This window comes from Longimicrobiales bacterium (genome assembly GCA_029245345.1).
Lineage (GTDB): Bacteria > Gemmatimonadota > Gemmatimonadetes > Longimicrobiales > Gaopeijiaceae > CALFPJ01.
Window position 1 is genome coordinate 185904 of sequence record JAQWPM010000019.1, and the last position, 26985, is coordinate 212888.

Sequence of the window (26985 nt, forward strand, 5' to 3'; positions counted from 1 at the left end):
AGAGCTGGAGAAGTATCTCCACGAACACATCCCGCTGTCGAAGGCGATGGAGACCACCGTTATCTCCGCCGATGACGAGGCAGTCGCGCTCGCCGCGCCCCTTGAGCCGAATCTCAACCACCGTGGAACGGCCTTCGGCGGTAGTGTTGCGACGTTGGCGATTCTCTCCGGATGGACTCACGTGCACTTCAAGTTGCGGCGGGCAGGTCTCAAGACCCATACCGTCATCCACGAGAGCTCAGTGCACTACGACAAACCGATCCAGGACCGTCTAGTGGCGCGTTGCGGAGATATTCCGCTGGAGGAGTGGGAGCGATTCACTCGGACGTTAAAACGGAAGGGTAAAGCGCGAATTCACGTCCAGGCGACGGTGCACTCGGCGGGCCAAGTAGCTTGCTCTTTCCGGGGCTCTTACGTGGCGACTCTACGGGAGTTATCCACCAACTAATGCCATCAGGGCGTCCCGATCAATCTCGTGCCCTCCCCCGTACTCGACGACTCGGTACTCGACACCCGCCTTGGCTAGCTGACCGCGTTCTCGTTCCGCCAGCGCATCGGAGATCGCCCGGTCTTCCGTGCCTCGCACCAGAACAACGTCAACAGACCGGAGCGCTTCTCCCGCGCGTTCAAGGTCGAGATCCGGCGGAAGTACGTCTCCCCACAACACGAGCCTGTCAGGCTGCACTTCTCCGGCTGTCACCCAGCGCGCCGCAGTCGCGACACCCTGAGAGAACCCGAGAACTGTCATGTGGGCATTCTCAGCGCGGCGAGCATTTTGGAGCCGGTCGAGGTAGGCGACGTAGTCCTCGATTTCGTGTGCCCGGTCTTCTCGGGTCATCCACGTAGCCCCCACTTTGGAAGCGGGCCCGTGCCGCCCCGCCTCCTGGCCGATGTAAAATCTGGACAACCCCTCCGGCGCAATGATCCTACGGGTCCCATCGTCGATGGGCTGGAAGCGTCGAATGAATCTCGACGCCAACTGCTTGTAGCCGTGTAAGACGTGCCAGACCTCTCGCGGGTGTTCGATGTCCTCACCGAGTTCCCAATACCTAGCCTGCCGGGTGATCTCGATGTGGTGCTCAACGGCCTTCGCCGGACCTCGTGATTCGGTCATACCGGCTCCGCGGCTGGCACTTCGCCTTCGTCAATCAGCAACCTGCGTAGCTCGCGTCCGAAGCGTCTCCTGATCCGATGCAACAGGAGAAGGGCAACCACGCCGAGGCCGAGCGCGAGCCCCCACCAAACGCCGCGGGGACCCATGTCCGCCCAAAAGCCAAGAGCGACACACGCGGGAAGTCCGACCAGCCAGAATCCGACCAGGTTGAGAATCATCGGAACGCGTGTGTCCGCGACGCCGCGAAGTGCACCAGCCGCCACGACTTGCCACCCGTCTACGATCTGGAAGACGCCTGCGATCGGGAGAAGAAGAACAGCCGTGGCGATCACCTGAGTGTCGCGGCTGAAGAATGTGGCCAGCGTTTCCGGCACCGTGAGAAACATCAGGGCCGTGACGGTCATAAACGCTGTCCCCACAACGAGCCCCGCACCGGCTGACCGCCGGGCGCTCGGCGGATCTCCTCTCCCGACGGCTTGCCCCACCAGGACGCTCGTGGCTTGGGCAACCCCCACGGGGATCATGAACGTGACGGCTGCGAGTTGGAGAGCGACCTGATGACTCGCGACCGCCACCGTGCCTATAAGTCCCATGAGGAGACCAGCCGCTCCAAACACGCCGAATTCGAGCCACTGTTGACCGCCGATCGGCACTCCTACACGGAGCAACCGGACGAGGGGGACGGTCCGGAGCACCTCGGGCCTGAACGGACGTATCGTCGGGCGGATCAGTGGCCAAGAGACGAACATGAGCGTGAGAAGCATGAACCACCGACTTAAGCTCGTCGCCCAACTCGACCCGACGGCCCCGAGCGCGGGTGCCCCAAGGTTTCCGTAGATGAGCACCCAGTTCAGCCCGAAGTTCACGATGTTTGCCGCGAGCACAGTCCAAACGATAGGCCGCACTCGACCCATGGCCTGCAGGCATTGTCGGAACAAGACGAAGCCGTAGAACGGAAACACTCCGGGGATGGCCACCAGAGCATATGCGGCCGCCACGGGAATGACGTCTGCCGGCTGTCTAAAGAACGTCAGGAGCGGGCCGGCAGGTATGAGCAGCACCGATGCAAGTACCGTCAGTCCGATGGCCAGAACCAATCCTCGTTGGACTCCACGAGCCACGGCGACATCGTCGTCCGCTCCCACAGCCTGAGCAATGACCGGGTCGAGGGCGAATAGCACGCCCATACCAAAGACCGCAACGCCGAAGAAGTAGAGATTCCCGATCGCCACCGCCGCGAGGTCAGTCGCGGAGACTCGGCCAACCATGACGGTATCCAAGGCCCCCATGGCCATGAGGCCCAATTGTACCAACACGACAGGAGCCGCCAATCGGCCGAGTTGGACCACGTCCGCACGCCTCGGGCGATACGCCCGAATCGGGACACGTGGGCCGACCGGTGGCATAGTGGGGGGGTCTCCCGTCACGGGCGCTCCAAGGGGCAATGTACGGAAGGGTTGTTCGGGCAGACTGCGCAAACCCCTCAGTCCGTGTGGGGTGCCGTCGGATCCCCTCTCGCCGCGCGCAGGCGGCGGTCCTTTCTGACCTCTCGGAACAGCTCGGCTTCATCGTCCGGTGGCGCTTTCAGCTCCGCATGAGAGCCTTCTGAGAGCATGAAAAAGGTCACCCACGTTGCGGGGTTTCCGAGCCAGAACGCGATGAATCGGCTCACGCTCTGGGTGCCGCGACGCTTCTGTTCGAAGTACACGAGGTTCGCCACAGCCCACACCACGGCGGTCACCGTCGCTTCGAGGAGGTACCCCGCTTCGGGGATGTCGAGCACGTAGGAGATGTCACAACCCGTGAGGAACGGCACGAGTGACCCGACGAGTCCGCGGAGGCTCCATCTCAGGCTCGATCTCATTCTCCTGTGGCTCAAATCTGCCTCCGTATGCAACCCTCACTGGCCATCACGTTGGACCCCGACGTTGCCGCCTGCATGCGTACCCCCGAAGATTGGCGCGTTCCCCGCTTCTCCTCGGAAGGGTCGTCATGTCCTACGAATCTCCCGGTACCCGTCTTCGACGCCTATGGGCGCAACTGTCTCCCCTCCCCGGCGGCAAGTGGATCTTTTCAAAACTTCTCGGCCTTATGGTCCCCTACACGGGGCGACTCGGACCGACAGTGCTCCATTTCGAGCCCGGCCACGTTCGAGCACAGCTCACAGAGCGGCGTTCCGTGCGTAACCACCTGCGCTCCGTACACGCGATGGCCCTCGCCAACGTCGGCGAACTCGCGACGGGTCTCGCGGTATTGGGTGCGATGCCCTCCACGGTCCGCGGCATTCTCACCGGATACAGCATCACGTACACGAAGAAGGCGCGCGGCGTGTTGATCGCCGAGTCCAAATGTGCGATTCCCGAAGTGACCGACTCAGTGGACTACCAAGTGGAAGCGATCATCCGCGATGCCGAAGGCGACACCGTCGCAACCGTAAACGCCACCTGGCTCCTCGGCCCGGTGAAGACGCGGGACTGACCGCCGATTATGGACTTGCACACGCCGCTCACCCAGCACACGGGGATCGAAATTCCGCTCATTTGTGGCCCGATGTATCCGTGTTCAAACCCGGAACTCGTGGCCGCCGTGTCCGAAGCCGGTGGCCTCGGGGTCGTACAGCCTGTCTCCCTGACTTATGTGCATGGACACGAGTTCAGGGCCGGGCTGCAACTCATCAAGGCAACCACGGACAAACCGATCGGCATGAACGCGCTGATCGAAGCATCATCCAAGACATACCACGAGCGTATGGTCAAGTGGATCGATACCGCGCTCGAAGAAGGAGTACGCTTCTTCATCACCTCGCTCGGCAAACCGAAATGGGTCGTCGACCGGGTTGCACAGGTCGGTGGCATCGTCTACCACGACGTCACAGAAAAAAAATGGGCTGAGAAGGCGGTGGACTCGGGCGTGCACGGACTCATTGCGGTCAACAAGCGAGCGGGCGGACACGCTGGCCCCCTCGGACTGAGAGAGGTCCTGGATGACGTGGGCGATCTCGGCCTGCCCGTGGTTTGTGCAGGAGGCGTGGGTCAGCCTGCCGATTTCGCGCGCGCCATGAGCCTCGGGTACGCCGGTGTCCAGATGGGCACCCGCTTCATCGCCACGCAGGAGTGCCGCGCCGGCGCACCCTACAAACAGGCCATTCTCGATGCCCAGGAAGACGACATCGTCCTGACTGAGCGGCTGACAGGGATCCCGGTCGCCGTCATCAACACCCCCTACGTGCGCAGACTGGGGACGAAGGCCGGCCCCCTGGCTCGGTGGATGTTGCGGGGACACAAGACGAAACACCTTATGCGAGCCATTTATGCCTTGAAGTCGACTTGGGAACTCAAAGGCACCTCGCTCGACGAAGAGGGCCGAAAACAGTATTGGCAGGCGGGTCGGTCCGTGGCTGGCATCAACGACATCCTACCTGCTTCCGAGATCGTAAATCGATACGCTGAGGCCGCCCGGGCGGCCCCAAAACTGGAGACACCATGAAGCGGATACACCTGTGGGCTTTCTTCGCTGCCCTCACCGTTATCGCCACCCCAATCGCGGCCCAGGAAGGCCTCAAGGTATACATCTCAGCTGATATGGAGGGCGTGGTGGGAGCGGTCACGAGTGACCAATTGGGCCCAACTGGATTCGAGTACCAGACCTTCCGACGCATCATGACAAAGGAAGTGAACGCTGCGATCGCGGCGGCCCGGGACATGGGCGCCACAGAGATCCTGGTCTCCGACTCTCACGGAAACGGAGAGAACCTGCTCATCGAAGAGCTCCCGCAAGACATCGAGCTCATCCGCTCGTGGCCTCGGCCGCTGATGATGATGGAGGGCATCGATGCTTCGTTCGACGCCGCCATCTTAATCGGGTACCACTCGAGCACAACGAACACGCGCGGCGTCCGCGCGCACACCATATCGAGCGGGAACTTGACGTCCGTCAAACTGAACGGCATACCCATGATGGAAGCGAGCATCAACGCCGCCATCGCCGGCGACTTCGGCGTGCCCGTGATCATGATCTCGGGTGATGATGCTGTCGTCGAAGAGGCCCATCAGATCATCGGCGACATGGAAGGCGCGGTGGTCAAAGAGAGCCTGGGCTTCCATTCCGCCCGAACGATCATGCCGGAAGCAGCCTATGATCTCATTGGTGACAAGGTCCGTGCAGCACTCGGCCGCCTCGACGACTTCACGCCCTACGTTATGGACGGCCCTGTCTCCCTCGACATTTCGTTCAAGAACTACATGCCCGCGGAGTTGATGGCGTACCTACCCAATGTAGAGCGGGTGGACTCCCACACGATTCGTTTCATTGGAGTCGACATGACGGAGATCTCCAAGTTCATCGAATTCACGACGTCATACGGGGTGGGTATCACGCCTTAGGCGCCGGCAGCCCAGTCCAGTCCGCAGACATCAGATCGCCGACCCATAAAGACGGTATCTCGCCATCGCCCATCGTAGAACTGTGCGATCCGGTTCCGTGTCCCCACGACCCGGAATGGCTTGAGGCGGCATGTGTCCCAGGTCGGCACTTCCCGCTCGAAGGTGGCGTCGTCCGGGGCAATCCCCTGCCGGTAGATCTCGGCAACGGATGACCAATCGTCGGGGGTCATCGAACGGAGCCTGATGGACATATCACCTCCCTTCTTAGGAGCAGCAGATGCGGAGCGAACCGGACACACGGTAGCTTGTCTCTGGTAGAACCGACCACCCTCAAACCGACGCGTATGCAACCCATCGAACCAGCGGCAACTGACGGCTCTTCGAGAGCACAGATGTACGAAGTGATCTTCGGGAATGATACTGGCCCCGGCAAATTCTTCGATGTCATGCTCATCGTCGCGATCCTGCTCAGTATTCTGACCATCATGCTCGAGTCGGTGGAGTCTCTGAGCAGTGATTATTCGGCCTGGTTCGTTGGTCTCGAGTGGTTCTTCACAGGGATCTTCACCGTGGAGTACGCACTTCGCGTTTGGTCCGTGGAAAAACCGAGCCGGTACATCTTCAGCTTCTTCGGCCTGATCGACTTACTGTCGGTCATACCTACTTACCTGAGCCTTTTCGCCCCCGGCGGGCAGGTGCTCGTCGTTATCCGAATCCTGCGCGTCATGCGGGTATTTCGAGTCCTGAAGCTCGGGCGATACATGGGCGCGGCCTCGGTCCTTTCCACTGCGCTCCGCGCCTCCCGCTTCAAGATCTCCGTCTTCTTGTTGGCCGTGCTGAACATCGTCGTGGTGGTCGGCTCACTCATGTACTTAATCGAGGGTGCGGAATCCGGCTTCACGAGCATCCCAAGGGGGATGTACTGGGGCATCGTGACGCTGACTACCGTAGGGTACGGCGACATCGCTCCGGCTACCCCGGTCGGTCAGATGCTGGCCTCCATGGTCATGGTCTTGGGCTACGCGATCATCGCAGTACCGACTGGTATTGTCACTGCTGAGATCACTGCCGCGCGATTACCCGAAAGGACGGAGAACGCGAGGCTTTGCATTTCCTGCGGATTCAGCGAGTCGGATGCGTCAGCCATGTTCTGTCGGCGCTGCGCGTCCCCGTTCGAGAACGCCTGAAACGGCGTACTGGCCCAAGCGCACTAGATCACATGAGATGCCTGCCCCACGCTTCCGCTTCGGGTTGACCGCCGACTGATTAGAGCGGCTCAGACGCACGCGGAAGACATGGCGTACAACAGATTCGTCAGGGCACGACGGATCAGACGGGAGTCTGACGGCGTACCGGGTGGATCAGGAACGCTACCCGTGGCACTTCGTGTCCCAGAACACATCCGGTGGCTTTTCCTCAGCGTCGGCGACCCTCGCCGCATGGGAGGCTTCTCCCAGCCACCACCGCAACAATATGGACCCCGGTGCCGAGCACACCGGAGTGGGCTACGCAGAGGACGGAGCCACGGCCTTCCGCGCCTATTGGGTCGTCGTATTCGGGGCGTTCCCGGAGGCCCCTCTCAACCCTCCGGGGGGATGCCACCCGTAGGCCCGTCGCCGTGGCCCAACGTTGGGTATATCCAGGCTAGGATTACCGCGATCGGTAATCCCAGGACCAACCCGACTCGAACGAGATCCGAGAAGAGTCCAGGAAGCGCGAAGAGCCGCTTAGCCCAATCGGTCACGGGAAGGATCAGGACGGTAACCACGACGTAGATCGCCAAAACGATGACGACGCGACGCATTGGCCGATCCTTCAACGTGCGATATCTACGAAGAAGCTCGAGATGGCTGAAGTGAGCCCGCCCGGATCTTCGATATAGGGGAAGTGTCCACTGTCGAGAAGCGCGAGGCTCCCATTCGGGAAGGCCTCTGATAGTGCCCGAGCCATGGAGATCGGCGCGATGTCTTGCCGGCCGTGGACCACGAGCGTCGGCGTCCGGATGGCGCCGAGACGATCCCACCAATCAATGGTGCCTAGGCTTTGCCCGAGAAGAGCCCCGACGTCTTGTCCGTTTTGCGCCGTCTTCGCCGAGAGTTCGATCTGAAGGTCATCGATGCGCGCCCGATCTCGAAACGCGCCCTTGAACGCGACCCGATACACTTCGCTCAACGTGGCGGCATCTCTGGCCTGAAACGCCTCAGAACTGGTAAGCTCGGCTAGATCGGCTGCATCCTCTTCCGTCCGAGCGCTGGCCTGGCGGGTGGCGGCCTGATCCGCGAAGCGCTGCCCAGGCTCCACAGGCGCCATCAGAATCAGGCCCCTCAGATTCTCAGGATACCGTCGCGCGTATTCGATCCCGAACAACGTCCCGAACGAGTGCGTCAACAGAGTGACCTGCTCGTACCCGAGCGCCTGACGTAACGCGTCGATATCTGTGACGAAAGCGTCGAGGTTCACCGCCGAAGTGTCGAGCGGGGCATCCGACCGGCCGGTCCCGCGCTGGTCGTAGTACACCAGCGTATTTCGATCCGCGAGCACATCCATGCCCGGCTGGAGGTAGTTGTGGTCCAGCCCTGGGCCACCGTGCACGATCACGATCGGCTCACCGGACCCGGTGACCTCGTAGAAGAGGCGCGCGTTCTCAAGGCTCAGCAGCCCCTGGCGAGCCATCGGCGCCGGGGCCTTCGCTACCGAAAGGCCTACAGTCGCAAAAACTGCCACCAAGATACCGAGTCGCATCACACGCCCGATCACTCTGCGCTCTCCGTGGACAGTCCCATCGCGACCACTTTCGACAATCTCTGAACCTCCGACACTCGCATCCAAGACCGCATCGCCCAGCTACCCATCGTAGCAAAGAAGAAGGCCGCAATGGCCCCACTGGCCCCACTTCCCGTTACGAATCCCCAGAGGCCTCGCCAGGCTAGCACATAAACGGCATAGACTGGGGGGACCAAACTTCCCCACATGGCCAGCCGCATCCAGGCTCGCTCCGGCAAGCCGAACGCCAGCTGGGAGACGCGGAGTCCGAATCCGAGCATCGCCACACTTGCAGCGAGGGCCCCGAAACCAAGGACGAGTCCCTCCCCGAGTCCACCGGGGCCGCGGACCGCCTGGACGACACCTGCCAACGCCAGGACACTCAACGGGATGAATCCACGCCCCAGCCGCGCGGCTGTGAGATCTTGGATCGCCTGTCCGACGGCCTGTTCGGGCGCCACCCGTACATCTTCGGTCTTGTCGCGTGGGTTCATCCGTCCTGGCTACCGATCTGGAGCGGGAGAGGTCTTGTGGACGCGCAAAGTTGCTCCACTCGCTTCGTCAGCGCGAGGGCCAACCCATGGCGACTATCCAGCCTCGGGCTGCGGCGTGAGACCGGATCCGCCCAATGGGGCAACGATCTGTTCACGAGCGACGTCCGCGGGGCCCGGCTCGGCAACTCGAGGCATCGGTGCAGACTCGTGCTGGAGGCGGCCAGAGGCACTACCAGTGCCCCAATCGGACACCTCGGCGTCCCTAGAGTGTGTGAAGTGCCTCCTTAGGAACGACGTGGCGTCGTCGACGAGCGAGTACATCACCGGCACCAAGACCAAGGTCAAGAATGTGGCGAACAGAATGCCCGCGATGATCGCAACGGCCATCGGTCCCCACCACGCCGCCTGTTCTCCGCCCCAGTAAAGCTGCGGATTGAGGGAGCCATAGAGGCCGAAGAAGTCGAAATTCAATCCGATCGCAAGCGGCACGAGGCCGAGCGCCGTCGTGGTCGCGGTGAGCACCACCGGGCGGAAACGAGTCTTCCCACCCTGCACCAAGGCCTCACGTCGATCCATCGCATCACGTTCCCTCAGGATGTCGATGTAGTCAATGAGGATGATGGCGTTGTTCACCACGATTCCGGCCAACGAAATAATGCCGACACCCGTGTTGATGATGCCGAACGGCATCCGGAAGATCAGCAGACCGATAAACACACCGGCGATCGACATGATGACCGATGTCAGGATGATGACGGGTTTCACGACCGAATTGAACTGGCTGATGAGGATGAAGCCGATCAACATCAACGCCGTCAGAAATGCACCTCCTAGGAACGCCGTCGCCTCGTCCTGCTCCTGAGACTGGCCCGTGTACCGAAGGGTGTACCCGGGAGGCATCGTCTGGCCGAAGTCCGTCAAAGTCGCCTGGACTTCGGCAAGCACCGCGTTGTTAGCGTAGCCCGCAGCAACATCCGAAGAGATGGTCGCCATTCGGGTTTGGTCCTTCCGTCGGATCGCACCGGCTCCCTCTTCAACACTCCAAGTCGCAACGGATACGAGCGGCACCTGAATGCCACCCTCCGCCATGACGGTGAACTCACGGAGCCCCTCGAGCTCCTGTCTGTACCCCTCGGCCAGCCGGACGATGATGTCGTATTCGTCGTTTCCGGTACGGTACTTAGCCGCCTCGACCCCGTTGATCGCTCCACGGATTGCCCGACCGACCTTCGACGTGTTCAGGTTGTATAGAGTTGCCTTTTCACGATCGACATCGACTGAGAGTTCGGGCCGCGCATCGTCCATGTCACTCTCGAGCCCAACGAGCATCGGATAGACCGGTGCACCCTCGAGGATGTCAAGCACTTCGGATGAGAGCGCTTTTAGGATCTCCGCGTCGTCACCCACGATCTCGATGTTCACCGGAGCACCCTGAGCCGGCCCGTCCTGCACTTTGTCGACGGTCACTGTTCCACCCGCAACCGCACGCCCAACGCTCGCCTGCATGGTCGCGAGAATGTCGAACGCGTCCTGTTCGCGGTCCTGGAAATCGACCAGCGACACCGACAGGCGACCTCCCTCCGGTCCCGACGGGCCTCCTCCCATCGGGTTGCCACCGCCACCTCCACCGCCCGTTACCGCGACCACGGACTCCCAGTCGTCCTGTCCGCTCATGGCCGCAAGTTCAGCCTCGAGTCCGAACACGATCGAGTCCGTCACCGCAGCGCGCGTGCCCACCGGCGTCTCTACATCGACAAGCAACTGTGCGGGTGGCATCGACTCGGGGAAGTATTCGACACCTTTACTGAATACGCCGAAGACGATCGCCGTCGCTACGAAGCCAGTGATCGTACCGCCGAGAATGACCAGTCGGTGATCGAGTGCCCACCGCAACGATGTCTCGTACTTGTCGATCATTGCCGGCAACGCGACGGTCTGGAAGCTGCGCGAGAGGCCTTCCAGAACGAACTTGTACAGGGCCCAGAGTCCGACAAACGTCGCCGCAAGCAGGCCAGCCGACAGTGGATTGATCCCCGCAATCATGAGGAGCAGCAATCCCGCGGAAGCCATGAGCGTCCAACGCATGGCTGGCCGCATCGCTGTGCGCTCTTCACTGTCCAATTTCATGAACATCGCGCACAAGGTCGGGACGACTACGAGCGCGACAAAGAGCGAAGACGAGAGCGTGACAATGAGCGTCTTGGGCATGTAGCCCATGAACTCACCGACCTGTCCGGGCCAGAACAGAAGAGGAGCAAACGCGGCGAGTGTCGTCGCGGTTGCGGCGATGATGGGAAGGGCGACCTCACCCGTGGCCTTCTTCGCCGCAAGTGTGCGGTCCCACCCTTCCTCCAAGAAGCGGTAGATATTCTCAACGACGACAATCGCGTTATCGACTAACATCCCAAGCGCGAGAATCAGGCTGAACAGCACGACCATATTCATTGAAATGTCCATGACCTTCAGGATTATGAAGGACAAGAACATCGACGACGGAATGGAAACAGCCACGAACATCGATGTGCCGGCTCCCAAGAAAAACAGGAGCACGCCCACGATCAGAATCAGACCAGAGATGATGTTGTTTTCCAGACTCGAGACCATGTCCTCGATCTGCTCGGACTGATCCGAGGTAATCGTGGCGGTGGTCGTCGGTGGGAACAGCGGAGCCATGGCGTCGACTTCCGCTTTCACCGCTGCCGCGGTCTCGATGATGTTCTCGCCCGAGCGTTTGATCACGTCGAGCGTCACAACCGCGTCACCGCCCAGGCGAGCGTAGCTTGCTCTCTCGGCGAATCCGAAGTCCACGGTCGCCACATCACGGATGTAGATGGGGCGCCCCTCCTTGAGCAAGACAACGAAGTCACCAATCAATGCGGGGTCGACGATTTCTCCATCGACGCGCACCAAGTACTTCGTGTCTCCCACGTCGATCGAACCACCGGGGATGTTCACGTTCTCGTTCTGAATCGCTTCGATGACGTCATTCAGAGCCAGCCCGTAGTACTGCAGTTTGCCAAGGTCGACATCGACTTTGACCTCTCGCTCCAGTCCGCCGCGTAGGTCCGCTCGTAGCACGGACGGGAGCGTCTCAATGCGATCCTGCAGTTCTTCCGCGAGCTCTTTCAGTCGGACGAGGCCATACTCACCCGAGAGATTGACCTGCATGATCGGGATTTCGGAGAAGTTGAACTCAACGATCGTTGGCTCTTCCGCATCCTGGGGCAGATCTGGTTTCGAGAGATCGACCTTTTCACGGACCTTTTGAATTGCAGCGTCCAGATTCACCGAAGGGTCAAACTCTGCTACGATGCTGGAATAACCTTCGATCGAGGTAGAGGTCAGGTCCTTCACTTCACTGATCGTCGAAAGGTCCTCTTCGATGATCCGGGTGACCTGACTCTCAACATCGGCCGGTGACACACCTGGATACACGGTGTTCACTGCGATGATCGGGATGGCCAACTCCGGGAAGGACTCTTTCGGAGTCGCCTGGTACGAGAGTCCCCCCATGAGCGTGATGATCACTAAGAGCACCATCACCGACGTCTTGTGCTCAATGGCGAAGCTTGTGGGCCGGAACTCCTTGAAACGCTCAAGGATCCGACCCTTACCCTCGGGGGGTGCCCCGCCTTCCTCCGGGGAACGCTGTGTTGGGTCTGTCATGGCCCCTTACTCCCGCTCACGTACAACGTTGACGCGATCCCCGTCAGCGACGGATTTCTGCCCGACGACAACGAGGAGCTCTCCCGCTTCAATTCCCTCTTCGATCACGACGAGGTTATTGCGTGTCGGGCCGAGCATAACGGGCCGGACCTCGGCGACGGTGCCTTCATTCCATTCGGACACTACGAAGGCGACATAACCCTCTTCCACTCGGACCAGAGCGTCTTGGGGAACAACGACGGCGTCGTCCACCTGCCGGCGTGTCACCGACATGTTCGCGACCATCTGGGGCTTAATCATGCCTTCATCGTTCGCGACGATGACCTCGATCATAAACGTCCTAGTGCTCGCCTCGACCGTGGACCCCACGTAATGGATCGGCGCGCTGAAGATCTCATCACCGAGCACGTCAAATGTCAGCGTGGCGACGGCGCCGACCGCCACGTCGGTGGCGTACCGCTCGGGCACACCGGCAACGACCTTCACTGGGTTCAGGTCTACCAAGCGCACGACGCTTTGCCCCGGGTTCACCATCGAGCCGATTTCCACGTGCCGCTCTTCGATCATTCCGGAGAAGGGCGCCCGGATCACTGTCCGCGCAAGGCGTTCCTCAAGAGCTCTCGCGTTCGCGGCATTTTGCTCGGCTGCATACTTGGATTCCAGGTACGCGATCTCTGAGCCGACTTGGTCGTCTTCCCAAAGCCGCTTGCGCCGCTCCCACGTCTGCGACGCCAGAGACGCAACGGCTTGCGCTTGTTCGAACTGCGCGGAGAGCAGCCGATCGTCGATCCGAGCGATCGGGTCACCCTCTGAGACCCGCCGTCCCTTGTCAACGAAAAGTTCGCGGATGACCCCACTCTCTTCCGCCGCGACCATCACGTCCTGATTTGCGAGAACCGCAGAGGTCAACCGGATGTCCTCGACGAAGCTCTGCGGTACTACTCGCTGAGTCTCGACATTGATCACCCGCACAAACTCCGCTGCTGTAGCGGCTCTGTCGGTCGCGTCGGCCTCAGTCCCACCGCATCCTGCCACCGCAATCGTTCCGGCAACCGTCAGCATCCCAATCATCCGCATCCGCTTCATCTCTATTATCTCCATGATGGCTTTCATGGTTTAAGTCCGCCTAGAACCGGTCGTTGGCCGCATCGACGTCCACCAAGGGCACCCGGCCCGTGGCTTCGTCGAGCTGCGCCCGAGCAACCAAGTAGTCGTATACAGACTGAGCGTAGTTGAACTCGCTCTGCCTCAATGCCACCTCTGCATCGGTCAACTCGAGCTGGCTCGAGATGCCCTCTCTGTACTGCGCACTCGCGATCTCGAAGCCGCGGTAGGCCTGCTCCACCGCCCGTCGTTGTGCACGCGCCCTCAGACTGGCTTCCTCTGTCGATTCAACCAGGCCCTTCACCTGCGAGGCCGCTCGATCGAGCCCCTGTGCCGCCTGTGCTCCGGCTTGCCGCACCAGCGCCCGCTTCTGGTCGATGCGGGCGTCCCGCTTGAACCCCTGAAAAATAGGGATGCTCACGCGGAGACCGACGAGCCGCGAATACGCTCGCTGACCGTCCCCTCGCGCAAAGAAATTCGGGCTGCCGTTGTCCTGTGCGTTGATCACATAGTTGCCCCAGAGGGTCACCTCTGGCAGGTATTGCGCCTGCTCGAGCTTCATCTCGGTGCGAGCAAGCGCCTCGTTGAGTCCGAGTTGACGAACGTCGGAGCGAAGCTCTACAGCCGATCGGAGCGCTGCATCCTGAGACCCGGCGTCTTCGAAACCCATGAAGGACAGAATCTCTTGGTTCGCAGGCGAATTGGCCGAGAAATCGTCCAGGTTCATCTCTGCCAATTCTCCGAGGACCGCGACGGATTCTTGGTTCGGTTCATCCAACTCGACCGCCAACAGGCGGCGAGATTGCCGGGCCGCGTTCTCCGAGCGTCTCAGGTTCGGCTCCAGATTCGCCAACTCGACCTCAAGGCGGAGCACGGCATACTCCGAGGCCAATCCCGCGCGATACAGGGCCTGAGTCTCCGTGAGTGACTGCCTGACTCGACTCACTGAGTTCTCGGTAAGCCGCTCCTGCTCCTGCGCCAACAGCAGCTGGTAGTACGCGACCCTGACCCGAGTAACAACAGCCTGAGTCTGCCCACGCACGGACTCCCGCTGGAGGTCTTCGAATCGGCCGGCCGCGCCAAGGGCAACAAAGACGCTGGGCCGGAAGATCGGCTGCTCTATACTGAGCGTGGAGTTCCACTGATTGTCCGCACCGAACCGGACCCCGATGTAGTCATCGGGCCCAGCGGCCGGATCGAAGATCTGAGCCGGGAGGAAGTTCACCGTGGGTGACACATTTCTGGTATAGCCTGCGTTCAGGTCAACCGTCGGATAAACGTTGCCCCACGCCTCGGACACCCGCTCTTCAGCCTCCTGAAGCCCCAGCTGGGCAGAGATGACGTCTCGGTTGCTGCTCAGGGCTCGCCGGACGGCCTGCTCCAGACCGAAGGCTCGTTCCTGGGCGTCTAGCGACGCGCCGTCGGCGAATAGCCCGACAAGCAGGAGGGCCGCTAATGCCAGCGGACGCGTGAATGTCCACCCATCTATGTCATTCATGCCTGTTCCCATTCGTGTAGTCACCCTTCCACCGCCGCTTCGTCATTGATGTATTGGATCGACAGCTGCTCGGAGAAGTCGTCAGTCGCGACGCCGCGCATCATTCTGGCGCCCGACTCCTCGAAGAGCCCTCGAAAAGCTTCCTCTTCAATCGGGAAGTGCCCCTGGTGGTACAGCTGCACCAAACCGTGCGCGTGCGCCCACATGGTGAGCGACGTCTGCACCGGATCGGATTCCTTCAGAATGCCTGCGTCCATGCATTCACGGACCCGATCAATCCAGAACTGGTGGATCGCACACCCCATGGCCTCGATGTCCTCCGGAAGCTCGTCCATCCCGATCTGTCCCGGCCCGGAGAACATCATTCCGTACCACCGAGCATTTTTGAGAGCGAAATCGAGGTAGCCCTCACCCGCCGCGAAGAACCGATCCAGCGGTGTGGGCGCTTCCAGCGCTCGGTACATGTTGGCCATAAAGGCGCGGTGCGCTTCCCGCATCACGTCCGCGAGGACGTGCTCCTTCCCTTCGTAATGCCGGTAAAGCGCCGGCGCCGTAACCCCAACCTCCCGCGCGAGTTTTCGCATGGAAAACCCGTCGAGGCCGCCCTTCAAATAGAGCTCGACAGCGGCGGCCAGGATTGTTTCTCGTTGATCAGACATGGTGAACACCGTAAACAAGACCGAAATTGAGGTCAATATTTAAGCCGCTACGGGCGATAACGGTGTTTAGTTCCAAATGGTGCAAGCGATGCACGAAACATCAACGAATCGGATGTATCTTCACCAACTTGAGCGTGGAGCCAACGACGATACCGGCACCAATCCACGTCCATGCGTCAGGCACTTCGGCAAATAGAATCCAACCCCAGAATGCCGCAAAGACGATCTGCAAATAGCCCACTGCCGACGCTCGTCCGGCACGTTCAGTGCGAAATCCCCAAGTGACCCAGAGCTGCCCAAGGTGGGTCGCCACGCCCATTACGATCAGCAACACGACATCAGCTGCAGAGGGCGTGACTGGGGCCCGCAACACGAAGGGGAAGGACAGCATGCAGGTAATCCCCGAGAAATAGAGAACAACAAGCAGCGGCGGATCGTTCTGAATCTTGCGGATGGTGACGTAGGAGCCGGCGCCGAACGTCGCGGCCAGGACGCCTGAGACGACCGCCAAGCTGTCCAAGGATTCGGAAGATCCAAAGAGGAACTCCGGCCGGGCTACCACAACCACGCCGGAGAGGCTGACGGCTACGAGAAGGACCTGGGCCCACCTCATGTGTTCCCTCAAGACCACCACAGCGACCAGGGCAGTGATCACGGGGTTGACAAAGAAGATCACGGTCGCGTCCGCGAGCGGCAGATGGATCACCGAATAGAAATAGCACACCAACGACGCAAAGCCGAAGAGACCTCGCTGTACAAGGAGCCTCGGCTCAGTCGCCCGGAAGGAGCGCCCCTGACGCCGGAGAGCGAAGGCAGCCAAGGCAAGCATCACGAGGGAACGGCCGAAGACCAACTCAAAGAGCGGAAGACGGGATCCAACCAGCTTCGCGATCGCGGTCATGACGGAAAACGCGAGGGCCCCGGCTGCCATCAGCCGAAGCCCTCGCGGGACGTCCCGAACGATCCGCGGCATCCTCACGACGCCGTCACGCCCAGCGGACTACAATCGGAAACGGGGTCAATCGCGCTGCAGCGAAACAGACATAATTCGGTCTCCACGAGTGATCGCGTCCACCACGTCCATGCCCTCCACAACCCATCCGAACACCGTGTACCCGCCGTCCAGATGTGGAAGACGCGAATGGGCGAGAAAGAACTGCGAACCCTCCGTGTCCTTCCCGGCGCTGGCCATGCCGATCGAGCCACGTTGGTAGGGCAGCGTGTTGAATTCGCTCGTGATCTGGAAGCCCGGGCCGCCCCGGCCCGTCCCTCCATCAACGTCCCCACCTTGCACTACGAAGTTCGCAATCACGCGGTGGAATGGACTGCCACCGAAGCCACCTTCTTCGGCCAGCCTTGCCATCGTCTGTACCGTATGGGGAGCCTCTTCCGGAACCAATCGCACGACAAAAGCGCCACGGTCCGTTTCGAACCGGAGTTCCGGGGCGTTGCCCAATTCACCGAGATATTCCCAATCGATGACGGTCGGATCATAGGGAAGATCGACACTCCCGCGTCGGATTTCCTCGCCGTCGGACTCGGTATCGACCACCACCACTTCACCTGTCAGCGTCTCAAGCCCACTCGCAGCAATACTACGAATCACGGCGGCCGGGTGGTCAAGCGCGTCGCGAAGGAGCCCTTCGGCCTCTGGCGCCTGGACCATCGCGACCAGACGGAGCATTTGTGCCGCCCGGCGCGGATCTCCACCCGCGAGCCTGCTTTCATATGCGGCGACTATGACATCAGGCGCCCCCATGTCGCTGAAGGCACCTTCGACGAGGCGCTGCCCAGCAGTGAACTCCGCGTTGGGGTTGCCTGCCAGCACAGCGTTCGAAAACAGATCGAAATAGGTAGCAGCGAGGGCCGGATTTCTCTGATCCGACACCCATCGGTCCGAGAGAGCCAAGATAGCCGCAGCCGTGACTTCCTCCGCGGGAGACGCGACAGCCCGGCCCAGCCGATCGAGGGCCTCGGTTCCACTCAGGAAGCCCAGTGCGTTCAACCCAATGGCCCATCCACGCGTGTCGTCTGCAGAGAGAGCGTCGACCCAATCGAATACGACTTCTCGCTCGTTTTGTCTCGCAAGAACCGCGAGAAGGGGTTCCACCACGATGTGACGTTGGGGGTTTACCTCTACCCATGTTTTGAGCCGAGCTAAAACGCTCGGTGGCTGCATCTCAGCGGCGAGCACCACCGCTGCCCCAAAGGCCACATGTTCCACCGGGGCGTCAAGCGTCGCGATCAGGGCTGCGCGGCTCTCGTCCGTGAGCGGACGTCCTCCAAGTCCCGTCAACGCCTCGACACGTGTGCGCCATTCGGCGTTCCCAGTAGCCCACGCCAAGAGCCTGCCCGCGTCATCCGGTGCCTGAAGCTTCCCAAGAGCCTGCACCAGGTACATGGCCGCTGGATCACCTGAGCCCAATCCATCTAGGGCTTCGCGCACACGGGCCGCTCGTGGCGACCAATTCTGCGTCGCATTCGTCCGGCCGAAATAGTATGCAGCTCCGCGCCTGACATCGCCGTCCGAATGATCGAGGTGGGCCAAAAGGAAGTCCAAGGCATCTCTCGACTGGATCTGATGTACCGCACCGTTTACCGACAACGCCAAGGCCCGACGGGCTTCGTGGCCGGTGGCGATGTCGGCACCAAGCAAGACTTGTGTGGCCTCGTCCGCAGGTATCTTTCCGAGCGCTTCCAAGACCCTATCGACCACATCGTCGTCGCTCTCCGACCCCAGCGCATCGCGCAGAGCAGGAACCGCTGCGTCGAGCCCGAGCTGACCGATGGCAAACGCGGCATCTCGCCGCACGCCTGGGTCCGGATCTTCCATCAGGGTGACAACGAGCGCATCCAGGGCGTCCGGGTCCTGCACAGACCCGAGTGCAAGCGCCGCCCGAGCGCGGACGTCGGCTCGTTCGTCCGACAGCATCACGGCCAGTGTGGTGCCGTTCCGATCTACCTGAAGATCAACGATCCCCTGCAGACCGACGTCATGCATGAGACCGTCCCCATCGCGAAGATCGAGAGCTTCAGCCCGACCTGCCCGACTCGCATCGCAGGCGTTCAACATGAGAACGACTGAGACCGCCAAGCCAGCGGGCACCCAGTGCCCACACTGGTTCAACGAAGATCGTGTGCTCATCGAATGACTCCCTATTGTGGTTCGGCGTCCCAAGTCTCGCCTCCAGTGGAGAGGCCGACAAGAACGAGTGCGAGCAGCTCTCGACGCAGACTCTAAGACGGGCCATCCCCACCGTTGTGTCGCACTCACCCAAACGTGTCAGGGCCTTCTCACCCCATTTTGTCCGTGGCTGGACGATTCACTGGTGAGGCTGGGCGAAGGAATTCTAGGGTCGTACTACGCTGCTCACCGGAGGCACATCCGGGATTGGGCGCGCTATAGCCGAGACGTTCGCAAAGGAAGGCGCGCAACATCACTGGCGCGGTCATCTCGGGTGACGGTGGCCTCAATGCAGGGATCTGATCGCTAGCGACCGGAGTCCAACTCCACGGCGCGCCATCCGTACCCGGGATCGGCGGCGCCCCTAAAGCCCCCGATGATGCCCACGACGAGGCTCCCGATCCAGGAACCCCTGAGCGTCGTTTGTATCAGCAACTCCGCTTGAGGATCGTCTTCCCTGCCGACCGCACCCGTCGAATACAGCACCAAGCCGACCGCAGCCCCAATAAAGAGTCCCCCCGCCAGGCCCGTGCCAAGACCATATCGGAAGCCTTCCGACTTCGTGCGCGGACGAAGTACGTCGAGGCGGTGCATCTCAGATAACGAAACGGGCCAGAGAGCCACGACGCCATCGGTTCGCAGCAACATGCGCTCACCCTGAATCACAACTGCGATCGCCTCGACCGATATCGCACCCTCTTGCACGACCCGGACAGAATCACCCTCCGTCACCTCTGGCTCCGCTGCAGCCTCCTGCTCTGTTACGACGACCTGTCCTAGAGCGACTTCGGGCGAAGCCATGACCGTCCCGACAGTGAGCGCTACCACCAACGTTAGAGGTGACCGATCCACGCTTTAGTCTCGATCGTGCACAAGACGGGCCGAGCGAAACACCATGTCGGCGGACTGGAGCACCTTGAGGCGCAACCGTGGCGACAGATCTGGCGTCTGGTCGAGAAACGCCTGGACCACATCCGCTGCCTCAGCCGACCCGTGGCCGCCCAGGGTGGCACCGAGCCACCGACCTGGGAAAAAGATGTCCCCTGTGCGTTGAATCTCACCGATCATGTCCAATGCCGGACGAACCAAGTGAAGCGACTCGTCTCCCCTGAGCGCATGATGGAGATTGCCGAGACCGGATAACACCCACGGTTCCTGTTCACGATTCGTGACATCTGCGAGTGAAGCGAAGAAGGCGTCGCGATCCGCCGGGTCCGCTGCCAATGACGGGCGAACGAACTGAAACCGCGCAAGGCGGTCCGCGTTTTGGATCTTCCCTTCCTGCTCCGTCAGGATGTCCTCGAAGCCGTCCACCCTCCGCAACGCGAGGCCATTGGCCAACCCGATCTGGTTCACCTCGGAGAGGGGTAGTCCTTCGACCGACTCCGAGCCCTCCCATAGTCGGCGCAAGCGTGCCACACCCTGATCCGTAGTGGCGAGTGCTCTGTAGGACCCGTAGAAGGACGCGCGCGCCGTACGCGGTCGTTCGCTCTCGACGCCAGCCCAAACGATGCCCTCGATCTCCGGCGCCCACGTCCCACGTTCCGCGTCCGAGAGCAGGTCCCAGAACGTCGAAGCGACGTACCCTAGTAACCTCCCGAGTATCAACTCATCGGATTCCGCGGGCAAAGCGTCGAGCGCACTGCGCAAAAATGTCTCCGGGGCAAGCCGCCCTTCGAGCACCTGGTCCCAGAGTATTACCCAGATCGCTCCTCGGGTCAGGGCCTCATCTGAAGACGCGCCATTCTCGACGAGATAAGTGATACTCGCTTCATCGAGGACGAAGCCTCCATACTCCATGCCGGACCCGTTCGGAAGAATGAAATCCGCGCTTCCAGCCCCCTCTACCCGAGCCGGAGCCGACCCGAGTTCAAGCGTGGCTAGTCGGCTCTCGCCGATGGAGCCCGAACGCACGTGCAATGTCTGGGGCCACACCCTTCCCTGTCCCGCCGGGTCGGTTTGTGTGATCACAGCATCGTCGCCGTCCCGGGAAACCGTGATCGTCGGGCGGCCAGCTTCCTCGACCCAAACCCGACTCCAAGAAGACAGGTCCTCAGGAGACTTCCCGTCTAGGATCGCAATTAGGTCGGGCCAGGTGGCATTCCCGTACGCGAACGTGGACAAGTACTCTCTGAGCCCGTCGCGGAACGTCTCTTCCCCCACTCGGGCCTCGAGATGCCGCATCACGATTGGGGCCTTCTGGTAAATAATCGCGCCGTACAACGTGCCAGCGAATCTGAGGTTCTCGAGCGGCTGACGGATCGGATTGGCCCCGTCCGTACGATCGACCCCATAGGCCGACGGATGATGTGCCGTCAGGAAGCGTAGATCGTGGTCGACATCGGGAAACGACGGATGCACAATCTTCGCAGCCATGAAGTTCGCGAAGACCTCTTTTGTCCATACGTCGTCGAACCAGTTCATGGTTACCAGGTCGCCGAACCACATGTGTGCCGTCTCGTGCGCGATCACCGAGGCCCGACCCAGCATCTGTCCTTGGGTCGCGGTCTCGTCCAGCATCAACCCGCCTTCACGGTACAGGATGCCACCGGGATGCTCCATTCCGCCGTACTGGAAAGACGGAATTAAGACGAAATCGAATTTCTGGAACGGGTAGTCGATCCCCGTATAATCCTCGAGCCACTCCACGGACGCCGCGTGCAGCCGCAAGATTTCATCGCGGTTCCTCGCGACCTTGGCGGTATCCGTTTCGCGATGGAACATGCGGAAGACGCGCCCGTTGATCACCTCCGATTCCTCCTGGAAGCGTCCCGCGGCCACTGCAAACAAGTAAGTCGGAATCGGCCGCGTCTCTAGGAAGTTCGTGGTCTGCCGCCCGTTCAGACGAGTGCCTTCCGCAGCCGGGCCATTCGCGATCACCTTCCATCCTTCGGGCGCAGACACCTTCCACTCAACCGGTGCTTTCAGATTCGGTTGATCGAACAGCGGAAGGGAAAAGTGCGCTCGGTCGGGCACAAAGAGCGCGTAGAGGAACTCGTCACTGCGGTTGAACGCCTCATCACCCACATCATAGGTCAGGTCGACTTCATTCATTGCTCCGTTGCGAAGCAATTCAGCCGAGATGACAACGTGGTCGTTCACCGGCTCCCATGCCGCATCGGTGCCGTTGACCACAACGGAGTGCACGCGGTCTCCGGGGTTCATGAAGTCGAGGACCAGCGGCTGTTCGTCAGAATCCGTCCAACCGAAGGTTATGAGCGACCTGCCCTGGATTGGATCGGCACGGTCCTCCGGAATATCCAGAGTGATCTTGTATCGAAGGCCCTCGATCGTTCGGGTGCGGTGCTCCGCGAGTTCCCACGGGATTCCAGTATCCGTTGGGACAGGAGCGACATCGCACGCGCCAAGAGCAGCGACAAGCGCGAATAGGGCAAGCCGGGAGGTACCGCGGACCGATACGGTCATGACTTCCTCACGAGGGTTCTATAAACCGTGCGGCGCGTACCGCGACACGGACCGATATAGTGCGGCGGCGGAGAAGCCCTGCAAAGGTGTCGTGTGTAGCCCTCCCTACCAGGCTAAAGAATCGCGTCGAGATAGAAGTCGAAGCGGAAGCCCCTGGGTCGCTTAAGCCCCCACGCGGAATCCATGCGAATGAGGCCGTCCAGGATCGACAGTCCGACTCCGGCGCGGTAGAACCCATCGTCCAGCTCGAACGCATTTCGGACCCCGGGCTCACCGACGTACCAGAGCTTTTGAGCCGGTGCTGCACCCCACGATGTGCCGACGCCTACCTCCAGCCCGAAACGCAGATCCGATGGCAGTTGCACCGCCAATCGGGTGCCCAAGGACGACCTGCCGTACGGGCAGTCCCCGGTCGCGCCTTCACCTACGAGCGAGATACCGCCCTGAGTCAGGTTGGGATCAGGCATCCACCAAGGGATCAGGGTCAAAGCGCCTCCAAAGAGCCAACCCTCATCCGGGGTCCGGTTGTCACGGAACGCGAAGGTGTCACTCTCAAAGTGAAATACAGCGAAATCGGTCTCGGTAGAGACCGCTCCAGGGTGCCCCGCGACCGCGCAGCGTTTCAGGAAACACCCGCCTCTGCTTGTCTGCCGTCACTCGTGTTCTTCAACCCACGGTTCCGGTACCTTGCTCCGCCTTCTCCCCACAAAGAACCCGATGCAGCCACCCCTGAATACGTACTGCCATGCGGCCAAGGACCATCCCTTTCATGGACCGTATCACGACTTCGAGTACGGCTTCCCCATCGCGGACGATGACAACCTTTTCGGGCGTCTGCTACTCGAGATCAACCAGGCGGGATTGAGCTGGCTCACGATCCTCAAAAAGAAGGAGGCCTTCAAGAAGGCATACGCCGACTTCTCCATTGAGAAAGTGGCTGGCTTTGGTGCTGGGGATCGCGACCGACTGCTGTCTGATGCGGGGATCATCAGGAACCGTCTCAAGGTCGCCGCTGCGATCTCCAACGCGCAGGTGATCTTGGAGCTTCAGGCGGCACATGGATCATTCCGGAATTGGCTCGATGCGCATCACCCACTTCCGAAGAACGAGTGGGTCAAACTCTTCAAGAAGACCTTCCGTTTCACGGGGGGTGAGATCACAGGCGAGTTCTTGATGTCCACCGGCTACCTACCCGGTGCGCACCATGAGGCCTGCCCCGTGTACGCCCAGATCGCGTCGCTCAGCCCACCGTGGATGCATTGAGTTTCCCTATTCAGCGCTTCCACCCGGCTGGTTGGGCCAGTGGCCCCCATGCTCAGACCATCGGCGCACGCGTCCTGCGCTCCGGAGACGGACCGCTCTACTCCCGTGAACGACTGGCAACCCCGGACGGAGACTTCATAGACCTGGACTGGGGTCCCGACCTAGGACCGTCTGCACCCATCGTGCTCGTCATGCATGGCTTGGAGGGGTCGTCGGCCAGGCCGTACATGAAGAACGTCTGTCGGGAACTGTTGGGCCGCGGCGTCCGCCCGGTTGCCCTCAATTTCCGGGGGTGCAGCGGGGAACCGAATCTCCTTCCCCGTTTCTACCACTCGGGTGAAACTACCGACCCGCGCTTCGTGCTCGAGACACTCAGAGCCCGTCATCCGGATCGACGCTTTGGGGCGATGGGCTTTTCACTAGGTGGGAACGTCCTCCTCAAGATGCTAGGAGAAGCTCCTGACGGTGGATGCGGCCTCGTATCTGCTGCAGTGGCCATGTCCGTTCCGTACGACCTTGCGGCGGGCTGTGCGCTTCTTGAACGCTCTCGCATGGGGCGGCTCTACACGTCTTACTTCATGCGATCGCTGCTTGGAAAGGTCGAAGGCAAGGCTGATCTCCTCAGTCCACTCATCGACCTGCCTGGGGTCCGCCTCACGAAGACGATCTGGCACTTCGATGAGGTGTTCACCGCACCCCTGAACGGCTTCGACAGTGCAGCACACTACTACGACGAGTGCAGCAGTTCGGGGTATCTATCGACCATACGTGTGCCGACGCTCATGCTGCACGCTGAAGACGACCCCTTCTTACCGGCCGCGTCGATCCCCACGACCGCGGCTGAGAGTAACCAACACATCACACTGGCCCTGCAAGAACATGGTGGGCACGTCGGATTCCTTCAGGGAAGCGCGTGGAGCCCTTCCTTTTGGGGCGACGAAGAAGCAGCGCGTTTCCTGGCCGAGACCCTCCTAGAGGAAGACTAGGCAGGGCCCCACTGCTCGGGCAGCTTCTCTAGACCGGCAGCCGGTCGCGGAAAAAGGCCTTCCCGTGCCACGTCTCACTGGCCGCTCGCTCGAAAAGGCCGTCACGAAACGCCCCGATCTTGGTAAGGGTCGTGTCGAAGACACGGGTGTCTGGGCCAATTGCTCCGGACTCGGCCAGAGCCCGGAAATCTGCGCGGGACAGACTCGAGACCCCGTCATCAGTCCGATACCAGATCGGCGCGTGGTCAATCAAGGACACGCCCATCTGGGCCCCCAACGCGCGCAACTCACGCACAAGCGCGTCGATCGAGCATCCGGACGGAGCCTCCGCGTCTACATCCACGCCGACCAATAGGAAGCGCTTGTCCTGGAGGTCTCTCGAGGACACGAGCGGCACCCCATGGGCTGCCCATCCGTCCAAGAAGTCGTCGACAGCGTCAGAGAAACGCTCAACCTGCTCCTCGGTCAGATCCCCGGTCGCCGGGAATACCCACAAACGACCGTGCCCGGGAAGTTCAGCAAACTCAACTCGCGGCATTAGGCACTCTCCTCAAGACCCGCATCCGAAGCATCCAGAACCGAAGGGGCCGATTTATCCAACAGAATGGCCACCCACCGGAGATCTTGGGTGTTCTCGAGCCCAATCTTCATCACGACCGTCAGCGGGACGGATAAGAGGGCACCCAACGGCCCCCAGGCCCATCCCCAGAACAACAATGACAGGATGACCACCAGCGTCGAAAGACCCAGCCGACGACCCATCAAACTCGGCTCAAGGATATTCCCGAACAGCGTGTTCACCATCACGTAGCCCCCGGCCACGACGATTGCGTGGGGAAGTGTTCCGAACAGCACCAGACTGATGAGTACCGCCGGTATCGCCGCGAGAATCGACCCGACCGTCGGGACATAATTGAGCACGAACGCGACGAGTCCCAAAAGCAACGGGAAGTCGAGATCCATGACGTAGGCCCAAAGACCGAGAATGAGCCCGGTCATGAGCGAGACCATCGTCTTGATCCCGAGATAAGTCTGCACCTCGGTGACGACCTTCTTGAGTCGATCCTCGGAACCGGCGTCTTCACCCAAGACATAATGGAACTTGGCTGGGAATACGGTCGCTTCCCCGAGCATGAAGGCCATGATCAGGAAGACCAGGAAGGTCGTTCCGAAAAACTGGGCGATGCGCCCGACGGTGCCTCCCACGAAGTCAACGACGTCATTTGGATTGATCAGATCCATCGTGAGGTAGTTGCTGACAGTGAAGCTGGTTTGCTCTTCGATCCAATTGATGACCGATTCCTGACGCGTCCCCAACACCTCGACATAACCATCGAGGCTGGCTTGGAACTCGGAAACCGACTGGCTCGCCAGCAAGATCAGGAGCACGACGACCGCCATGTTCGCTAATACCGTGACCAGTGTCGCCACGCCCGCAGGAACGCGGTGCTTCAGGAGCCACAGCATGACCGGAAGAGAGAGCACCGCCAGGAAGAGCGCCAGCGCCGACGGCACCAGAATCGGGGCCGCGAACTTCAGGCCATAGACCACAACGACCAAACAGGCCAGGATGAAGAGAAACCTGGCTCCCGGATTCTGTTCGGTGCGCTCGGAAATCATGGGTTGTTCGCTGGAAAACGGCTGTCGGGGACGCGTCGGTCGAGCACGCGAACGAAGAATAGCACAGGACGATGGACAACGTACAGCCACCCGACTTCATAATTCCCGACGGCGACGACGAACTTCTCGCGCAATGTCGCGTCGAGACCTTCCGAGCCGGGGGGCCGGGCGGACAGCATCAGAACACAACGGACAGTGCGGTACGTCTGGTTCACCTCCCGACCGGACTCCGCACGACGGCGCGTGACGAGCGCAGTCAACTCCGAAACAAGATGCTCGCCATTGCTCGATTGAGGGCCACCCTGGAAGAGCGGGTGCGGCGCCGGAAGCCACGTGTGCCCACGAAGGTCCCGCGTTCCCAGAAGACAAAGAGAGCTGACGCCAAACGGAAAAGAGGGCAGACCAAGCACCTCCGAAAACCTCCCTCCCGCGACACCGACTGAAGCCCGAGAGCGCCCGGTCCGGCAAGACCACGCAATCGAATTCGCGGACGATCGCGACAGGGACGCGCTCGCGGCTGAAATTCCGATCATCCCTTCGGGCACCTCGGATGTGAGCGAAGCTCAACGAAGAATCAAAGCTGCGGATGGGGAGATTCTGTGGGCGCAGACTCGGTCCGGCCTCGTTAGAACATGGGACGGACACCCCGACCACGTGGTCGTGCTCTTTGACGACGTCGCGCAAGCCTAGGCACGAGACCGGGCCTGCCGCTGGTCAGCGACAGGCCCGGTATGCCTCACTTCGCAGTGGGCCCGCCAGGGCTCGAACCTGGGACCGATCGGTTATGAGCCGACTGCTCTGACCAACTGAGCTACGGGCCCCCATG

At 61.1% G+C, this 26985-nt stretch carries 25 protein-coding genes, 1 tRNA gene and 1 pseudogene; 8 read left to right on the plus strand and 19 right to left on the minus strand.

The genetic code is table 11. The annotated features are described in order from the left end of the window. Positions 1-4: 4 nt before the first annotated feature. The gene (locus P8L30_10830; GenBank protein MDG2240687.1) at positions 5-448 is read left to right on the plus strand and encodes a YiiD C-terminal domain-containing protein; all 444 of its coding nucleotides are present in this window, start codon (positions 5-7) and stop codon (positions 446-448) included. On the opposite strand, the gene P8L30_10835 is transcribed toward P8L30_10830, so the two are convergent. The 3 genes from P8L30_10835 to P8L30_10845 are packed head-to-tail and all read right to left on the minus strand — an operon-like array spanning position 434 to position 2978. Continuing rightward, positions 434-1114 carry a hypothetical protein gene (locus P8L30_10835; protein MDG2240688.1) on the minus strand — a complete coding sequence of 227 codons (681 nt, stop codon included), beginning with the start codon at positions 1112-1114 and terminating at the stop codon, positions 434-436. The two genes, P8L30_10830 and P8L30_10835, sit on opposite strands and share 15 nt — an antisense overlap. Further along, on the minus strand, positions 1111-2541 hold the full coding sequence (locus P8L30_10840) for an MATE family efflux transporter (GenBank protein ID MDG2240689.1): 1431 nt from the start codon (positions 2539-2541) through the stop codon (positions 1111-1113). Before P8L30_10840 ends, P8L30_10835 begins: the two co-directional genes overlap by 4 nt. Positions 2542-2597: 56 nt before the next feature. Further along, on the minus strand, positions 2598-2978 hold the full coding sequence (locus P8L30_10845) for a hypothetical protein (protein ID MDG2240690.1): 381 nt from the start codon (positions 2976-2978) through the stop codon (positions 2598-2600). A 128-nt stretch (positions 2979-3106) separates the two neighbouring features. On the opposite strand from P8L30_10845, the gene P8L30_10850 reads away from it, so the two are divergent. The 3 genes from P8L30_10850 to P8L30_10860 are packed head-to-tail and all read left to right on the plus strand — an operon-like array spanning position 3107 to position 5496. Then, positions 3107-3592: a hotdog fold domain-containing protein gene (locus P8L30_10850; protein ID MDG2240691.1), complete on the plus strand. Its 486-nt coding sequence runs from the start codon at positions 3107-3109 to the stop codon at positions 3590-3592. Positions 3593-3601: 9 nt separating this feature from the next. Then, positions 3602-4600 carry a nitronate monooxygenase gene (locus P8L30_10855; GenBank protein ID MDG2240692.1) on the plus strand — a complete coding sequence of 333 codons (999 nt, stop codon included), beginning with the start codon at positions 3602-3604 and terminating at the stop codon, positions 4598-4600. Continuing rightward, positions 4597-5496, plus strand: coding sequence for a M55 family metallopeptidase (locus P8L30_10860; protein ID MDG2240693.1), 900 nt, complete (start codon positions 4597-4599; stop codon positions 5494-5496). Before P8L30_10855 ends, P8L30_10860 begins: the two co-directional genes overlap by 4 nt. Here P8L30_10860 and P8L30_10865 read toward each other — a convergent pair. After that, the gene (locus P8L30_10865; protein MDG2240694.1) at positions 5493-5747 is read right to left on the minus strand and encodes a hypothetical protein; all 255 of its coding nucleotides are present in this window, start codon (positions 5745-5747) and stop codon (positions 5493-5495) included. The two genes, P8L30_10860 and P8L30_10865, sit on opposite strands and share 4 nt — an antisense overlap. Before the next feature lie 141 nt (positions 5748-5888). Between P8L30_10865 and P8L30_10870 the strand changes: the two genes are divergently transcribed. Next, positions 5889-6683 carry an ion transporter gene (locus P8L30_10870; GenBank protein MDG2240695.1) on the plus strand — a complete coding sequence of 265 codons (795 nt, stop codon included), beginning with the start codon at positions 5889-5891 and terminating at the stop codon, positions 6681-6683. A 136-nt stretch (positions 6684-6819) separates the two neighbouring features. Beyond that, positions 6820-7104 (plus strand): annotated as a pseudogene (locus P8L30_10875) (CAP domain-containing protein). On the opposite strand, the gene P8L30_10880 reads toward P8L30_10875, so the two are convergent. The 12 genes from P8L30_10880 to P8L30_10935 form a co-directional block, all read right to left on the minus strand. Next, on the minus strand, positions 7076-7300 hold the full coding sequence (locus P8L30_10880) for a hypothetical protein (GenBank protein ID MDG2240696.1): 225 nt from the start codon (positions 7298-7300) through the stop codon (positions 7076-7078). The pseudogene P8L30_10875 and the gene P8L30_10880 sit on opposite strands and share 29 nt — an antisense overlap. An 11-nt stretch (positions 7301-7311) precedes the next feature. Then, positions 7312-8253 carry an alpha/beta fold hydrolase gene (locus P8L30_10885; protein ID MDG2240697.1) on the minus strand — a complete coding sequence of 314 codons (942 nt, stop codon included), beginning with the start codon at positions 8251-8253 and terminating at the stop codon, positions 7312-7314. Then, complete coding sequence (locus tag P8L30_10890; protein ID MDG2240698.1) at positions 8250-8753, minus strand: hypothetical protein; 504 nt, start codon at positions 8751-8753, stop codon at positions 8250-8252. The genes P8L30_10885 and P8L30_10890 overlap by 4 nt, the downstream gene beginning before the upstream one ends. Positions 8754-8846: 93 nt before the next feature. Further along, positions 8847-12419, minus strand: coding sequence for an efflux RND transporter permease subunit (locus tag P8L30_10895; GenBank protein MDG2240699.1), 3573 nt, complete (start codon positions 12417-12419; stop codon positions 8847-8849). Positions 12420-12425: 6 nt separating this feature from the next. Then, the gene (locus P8L30_10900) at positions 12426-13532 is read right to left on the minus strand and encodes an efflux RND transporter periplasmic adaptor subunit (protein MDG2240700.1); all 1107 of its coding nucleotides are present in this window, start codon (positions 13530-13532) and stop codon (positions 12426-12428) included. Positions 13533-13545: 13 nt separating this feature from the next. Next, positions 13546-15021, minus strand: a complete 1476-nt coding sequence (locus P8L30_10905; GenBank protein MDG2240701.1) for a TolC family protein — start codon at positions 15019-15021, stop codon at positions 13546-13548. A gap of 20 nt (positions 15022-15041) precedes the next feature. Then, entirely contained in the window at positions 15042-15680 is a 639-nt protein-coding gene (locus P8L30_10910) for a TetR/AcrR family transcriptional regulator (protein MDG2240702.1), read from the minus strand. A 100-nt stretch (positions 15681-15780) separates the two neighbouring features. Next, a complete protein-coding gene (locus P8L30_10915) occupies positions 15781-16653 on the minus strand; it encodes a DMT family transporter (protein MDG2240703.1) in 873 nt (290 codons plus the stop codon). A gap of 45 nt (positions 16654-16698) precedes the next feature. Continuing rightward, positions 16699-18825, minus strand: coding sequence for a peptidylprolyl isomerase (locus P8L30_10920; GenBank protein ID MDG2240704.1), 2127 nt, complete (start codon positions 18823-18825; stop codon positions 16699-16701). Between the two features lie 345 nt (positions 18826-19170). Further along, entirely contained in the window at positions 19171-19716 is a 546-nt protein-coding gene (locus P8L30_10925) for a hypothetical protein (GenBank protein MDG2240705.1), read from the minus strand. A gap of 3 nt (positions 19717-19719) precedes the next feature. Further along, positions 19720-22290, minus strand: a complete 2571-nt coding sequence (locus P8L30_10930; GenBank protein ID MDG2240706.1) for a M1 family aminopeptidase — start codon at positions 22288-22290, stop codon at positions 19720-19722. 113 nt (positions 22291-22403) lie between these two features. After that, the gene (locus P8L30_10935; GenBank protein ID MDG2240707.1) at positions 22404-22778 is read right to left on the minus strand and encodes a hypothetical protein; all 375 of its coding nucleotides are present in this window, start codon (positions 22776-22778) and stop codon (positions 22404-22406) included. A gap of 229 nt (positions 22779-23007) precedes the next feature. On the opposite strand from P8L30_10935, the gene P8L30_10940 reads away from it, so the two are divergent. Then, positions 23008-23553, plus strand: a complete 546-nt coding sequence (locus tag P8L30_10940) for a DNA-3-methyladenine glycosylase I (GenBank protein MDG2240708.1) — start codon at positions 23008-23010, stop codon at positions 23551-23553. Continuing rightward, positions 23550-24539, plus strand: coding sequence for an alpha/beta fold hydrolase (locus P8L30_10945; GenBank protein ID MDG2240709.1), 990 nt, complete (start codon positions 23550-23552; stop codon positions 24537-24539). Before P8L30_10940 ends, P8L30_10945 begins: the two co-directional genes overlap by 4 nt. Positions 24540-24567: 28 nt before the next feature. Here P8L30_10945 and P8L30_10950 read toward each other — a convergent pair whose 3' ends face one another. The 3 genes from P8L30_10950 to P8L30_10960 form a co-directional block, all read right to left on the minus strand. Then, a complete protein-coding gene (locus tag P8L30_10950) occupies positions 24568-25077 on the minus strand; it encodes a hypothetical protein (protein ID MDG2240710.1) in 510 nt (169 codons plus the stop codon). Then, a complete protein-coding gene (locus P8L30_10955; protein MDG2240711.1) occupies positions 25077-26159 on the minus strand; it encodes an AI-2E family transporter in 1083 nt (360 codons plus the stop codon). The genes P8L30_10950 and P8L30_10955 overlap by 1 nt, the downstream gene beginning before the upstream one ends. Before the next feature lie 747 nt (positions 26160-26906). Continuing rightward, positions 26907-26980 (minus strand) — tRNA-Ile (locus tag P8L30_10960). Between the last annotated feature and the right edge of the window lie 5 nt (positions 26981-26985).

Bases quoted from the DNA above. Each gene is read 5' to 3' on its own strand.
- P8L30_10900 (MDG2240700.1), bottom strand. From the start codon at position 13,532: ATGAAAGCCATCATGGAGATAATAGAGATGAAGCGGATGCGGATGATT.
- P8L30_10845 (MDG2240690.1), bottom strand. From the start codon at position 2,978: ATGAGATCGAGCCTGAGATGGAGCCTCCGCGGACTCGTCGGGTCACTC.
- P8L30_10910 (MDG2240702.1), bottom strand. From the start codon at position 15,680: ATGTCTGATCAACGAGAAACAATCCTGGCCGCCGCTGTCGAGCTCTAT.
- P8L30_10950 (MDG2240710.1), bottom strand. From the start codon at position 25,077: ATGCCGCGAGTTGAGTTTGCTGAACTTCCCGGGCACGGTCGTTTGTGG.
- P8L30_10940 (MDG2240708.1), top strand. From the start codon at position 23,008: ATGCAGCCACCCCTGAATACGTACTGCCATGCGGCCAAGGACCATCCC.
- P8L30_10855 (MDG2240692.1), top strand. From the start codon at position 3,602: ATGGACTTGCACACGCCGCTCACCCAGCACACGGGGATCGAAATTCCG.
- P8L30_10920 (MDG2240704.1), bottom strand. From the start codon at position 18,825: ATGAGCACACGATCTTCGTTGAACCAGTGTGGGCACTGGGTGCCCGCT.
- P8L30_10835 (MDG2240688.1), bottom strand. From the start codon at position 1,114: ATGACCGAATCACGAGGTCCGGCGAAGGCCGTTGAGCACCACATCGAG.
- P8L30_10850 (MDG2240691.1), top strand. From the start codon at position 3,107: ATGTCCTACGAATCTCCCGGTACCCGTCTTCGACGCCTATGGGCGCAA.
- P8L30_10890 (MDG2240698.1), bottom strand. From the start codon at position 8,753: ATGAACCCACGCGACAAGACCGAAGATGTACGGGTGGCGCCCGAACAG.
- P8L30_10870 (MDG2240695.1), top strand. From the start codon at position 5,889: ATGTACGAAGTGATCTTCGGGAATGATACTGGCCCCGGCAAATTCTTC.
- P8L30_10915 (MDG2240703.1), bottom strand. From the start codon at position 16,653: ATGCCGCGGATCGTTCGGGACGTCCCGCGAGGGCTTCGGCTGATGGCA.
- P8L30_10895 (MDG2240699.1), bottom strand. From the start codon at position 12,419: ATGACAGACCCAACACAGCGTTCCCCGGAGGAAGGCGGGGCACCCCCC.
- P8L30_10930 (MDG2240706.1), bottom strand. From the start codon at position 22,290: ATGACCGTATCGGTCCGCGGTACCTCCCGGCTTGCCCTATTCGCGCTT.
- P8L30_10860 (MDG2240693.1), top strand. From the start codon at position 4,597: ATGAAGCGGATACACCTGTGGGCTTTCTTCGCTGCCCTCACCGTTATC.
- P8L30_10905 (MDG2240701.1), bottom strand. From the start codon at position 15,021: ATGAATGACATAGATGGGTGGACATTCACGCGTCCGCTGGCATTAGCG.
- P8L30_10865 (MDG2240694.1), bottom strand. From the start codon at position 5,747: ATGTCCATCAGGCTCCGTTCGATGACCCCCGACGATTGGTCATCCGTT.
- P8L30_10880 (MDG2240696.1), bottom strand. From the start codon at position 7,300: ATGCGTCGCGTCGTCATCGTTTTGGCGATCTACGTCGTGGTTACCGTC.
- P8L30_10955 (MDG2240711.1), bottom strand. From the start codon at position 26,159: ATGATTTCCGAGCGCACCGAACAGAATCCGGGAGCCAGGTTTCTCTTC.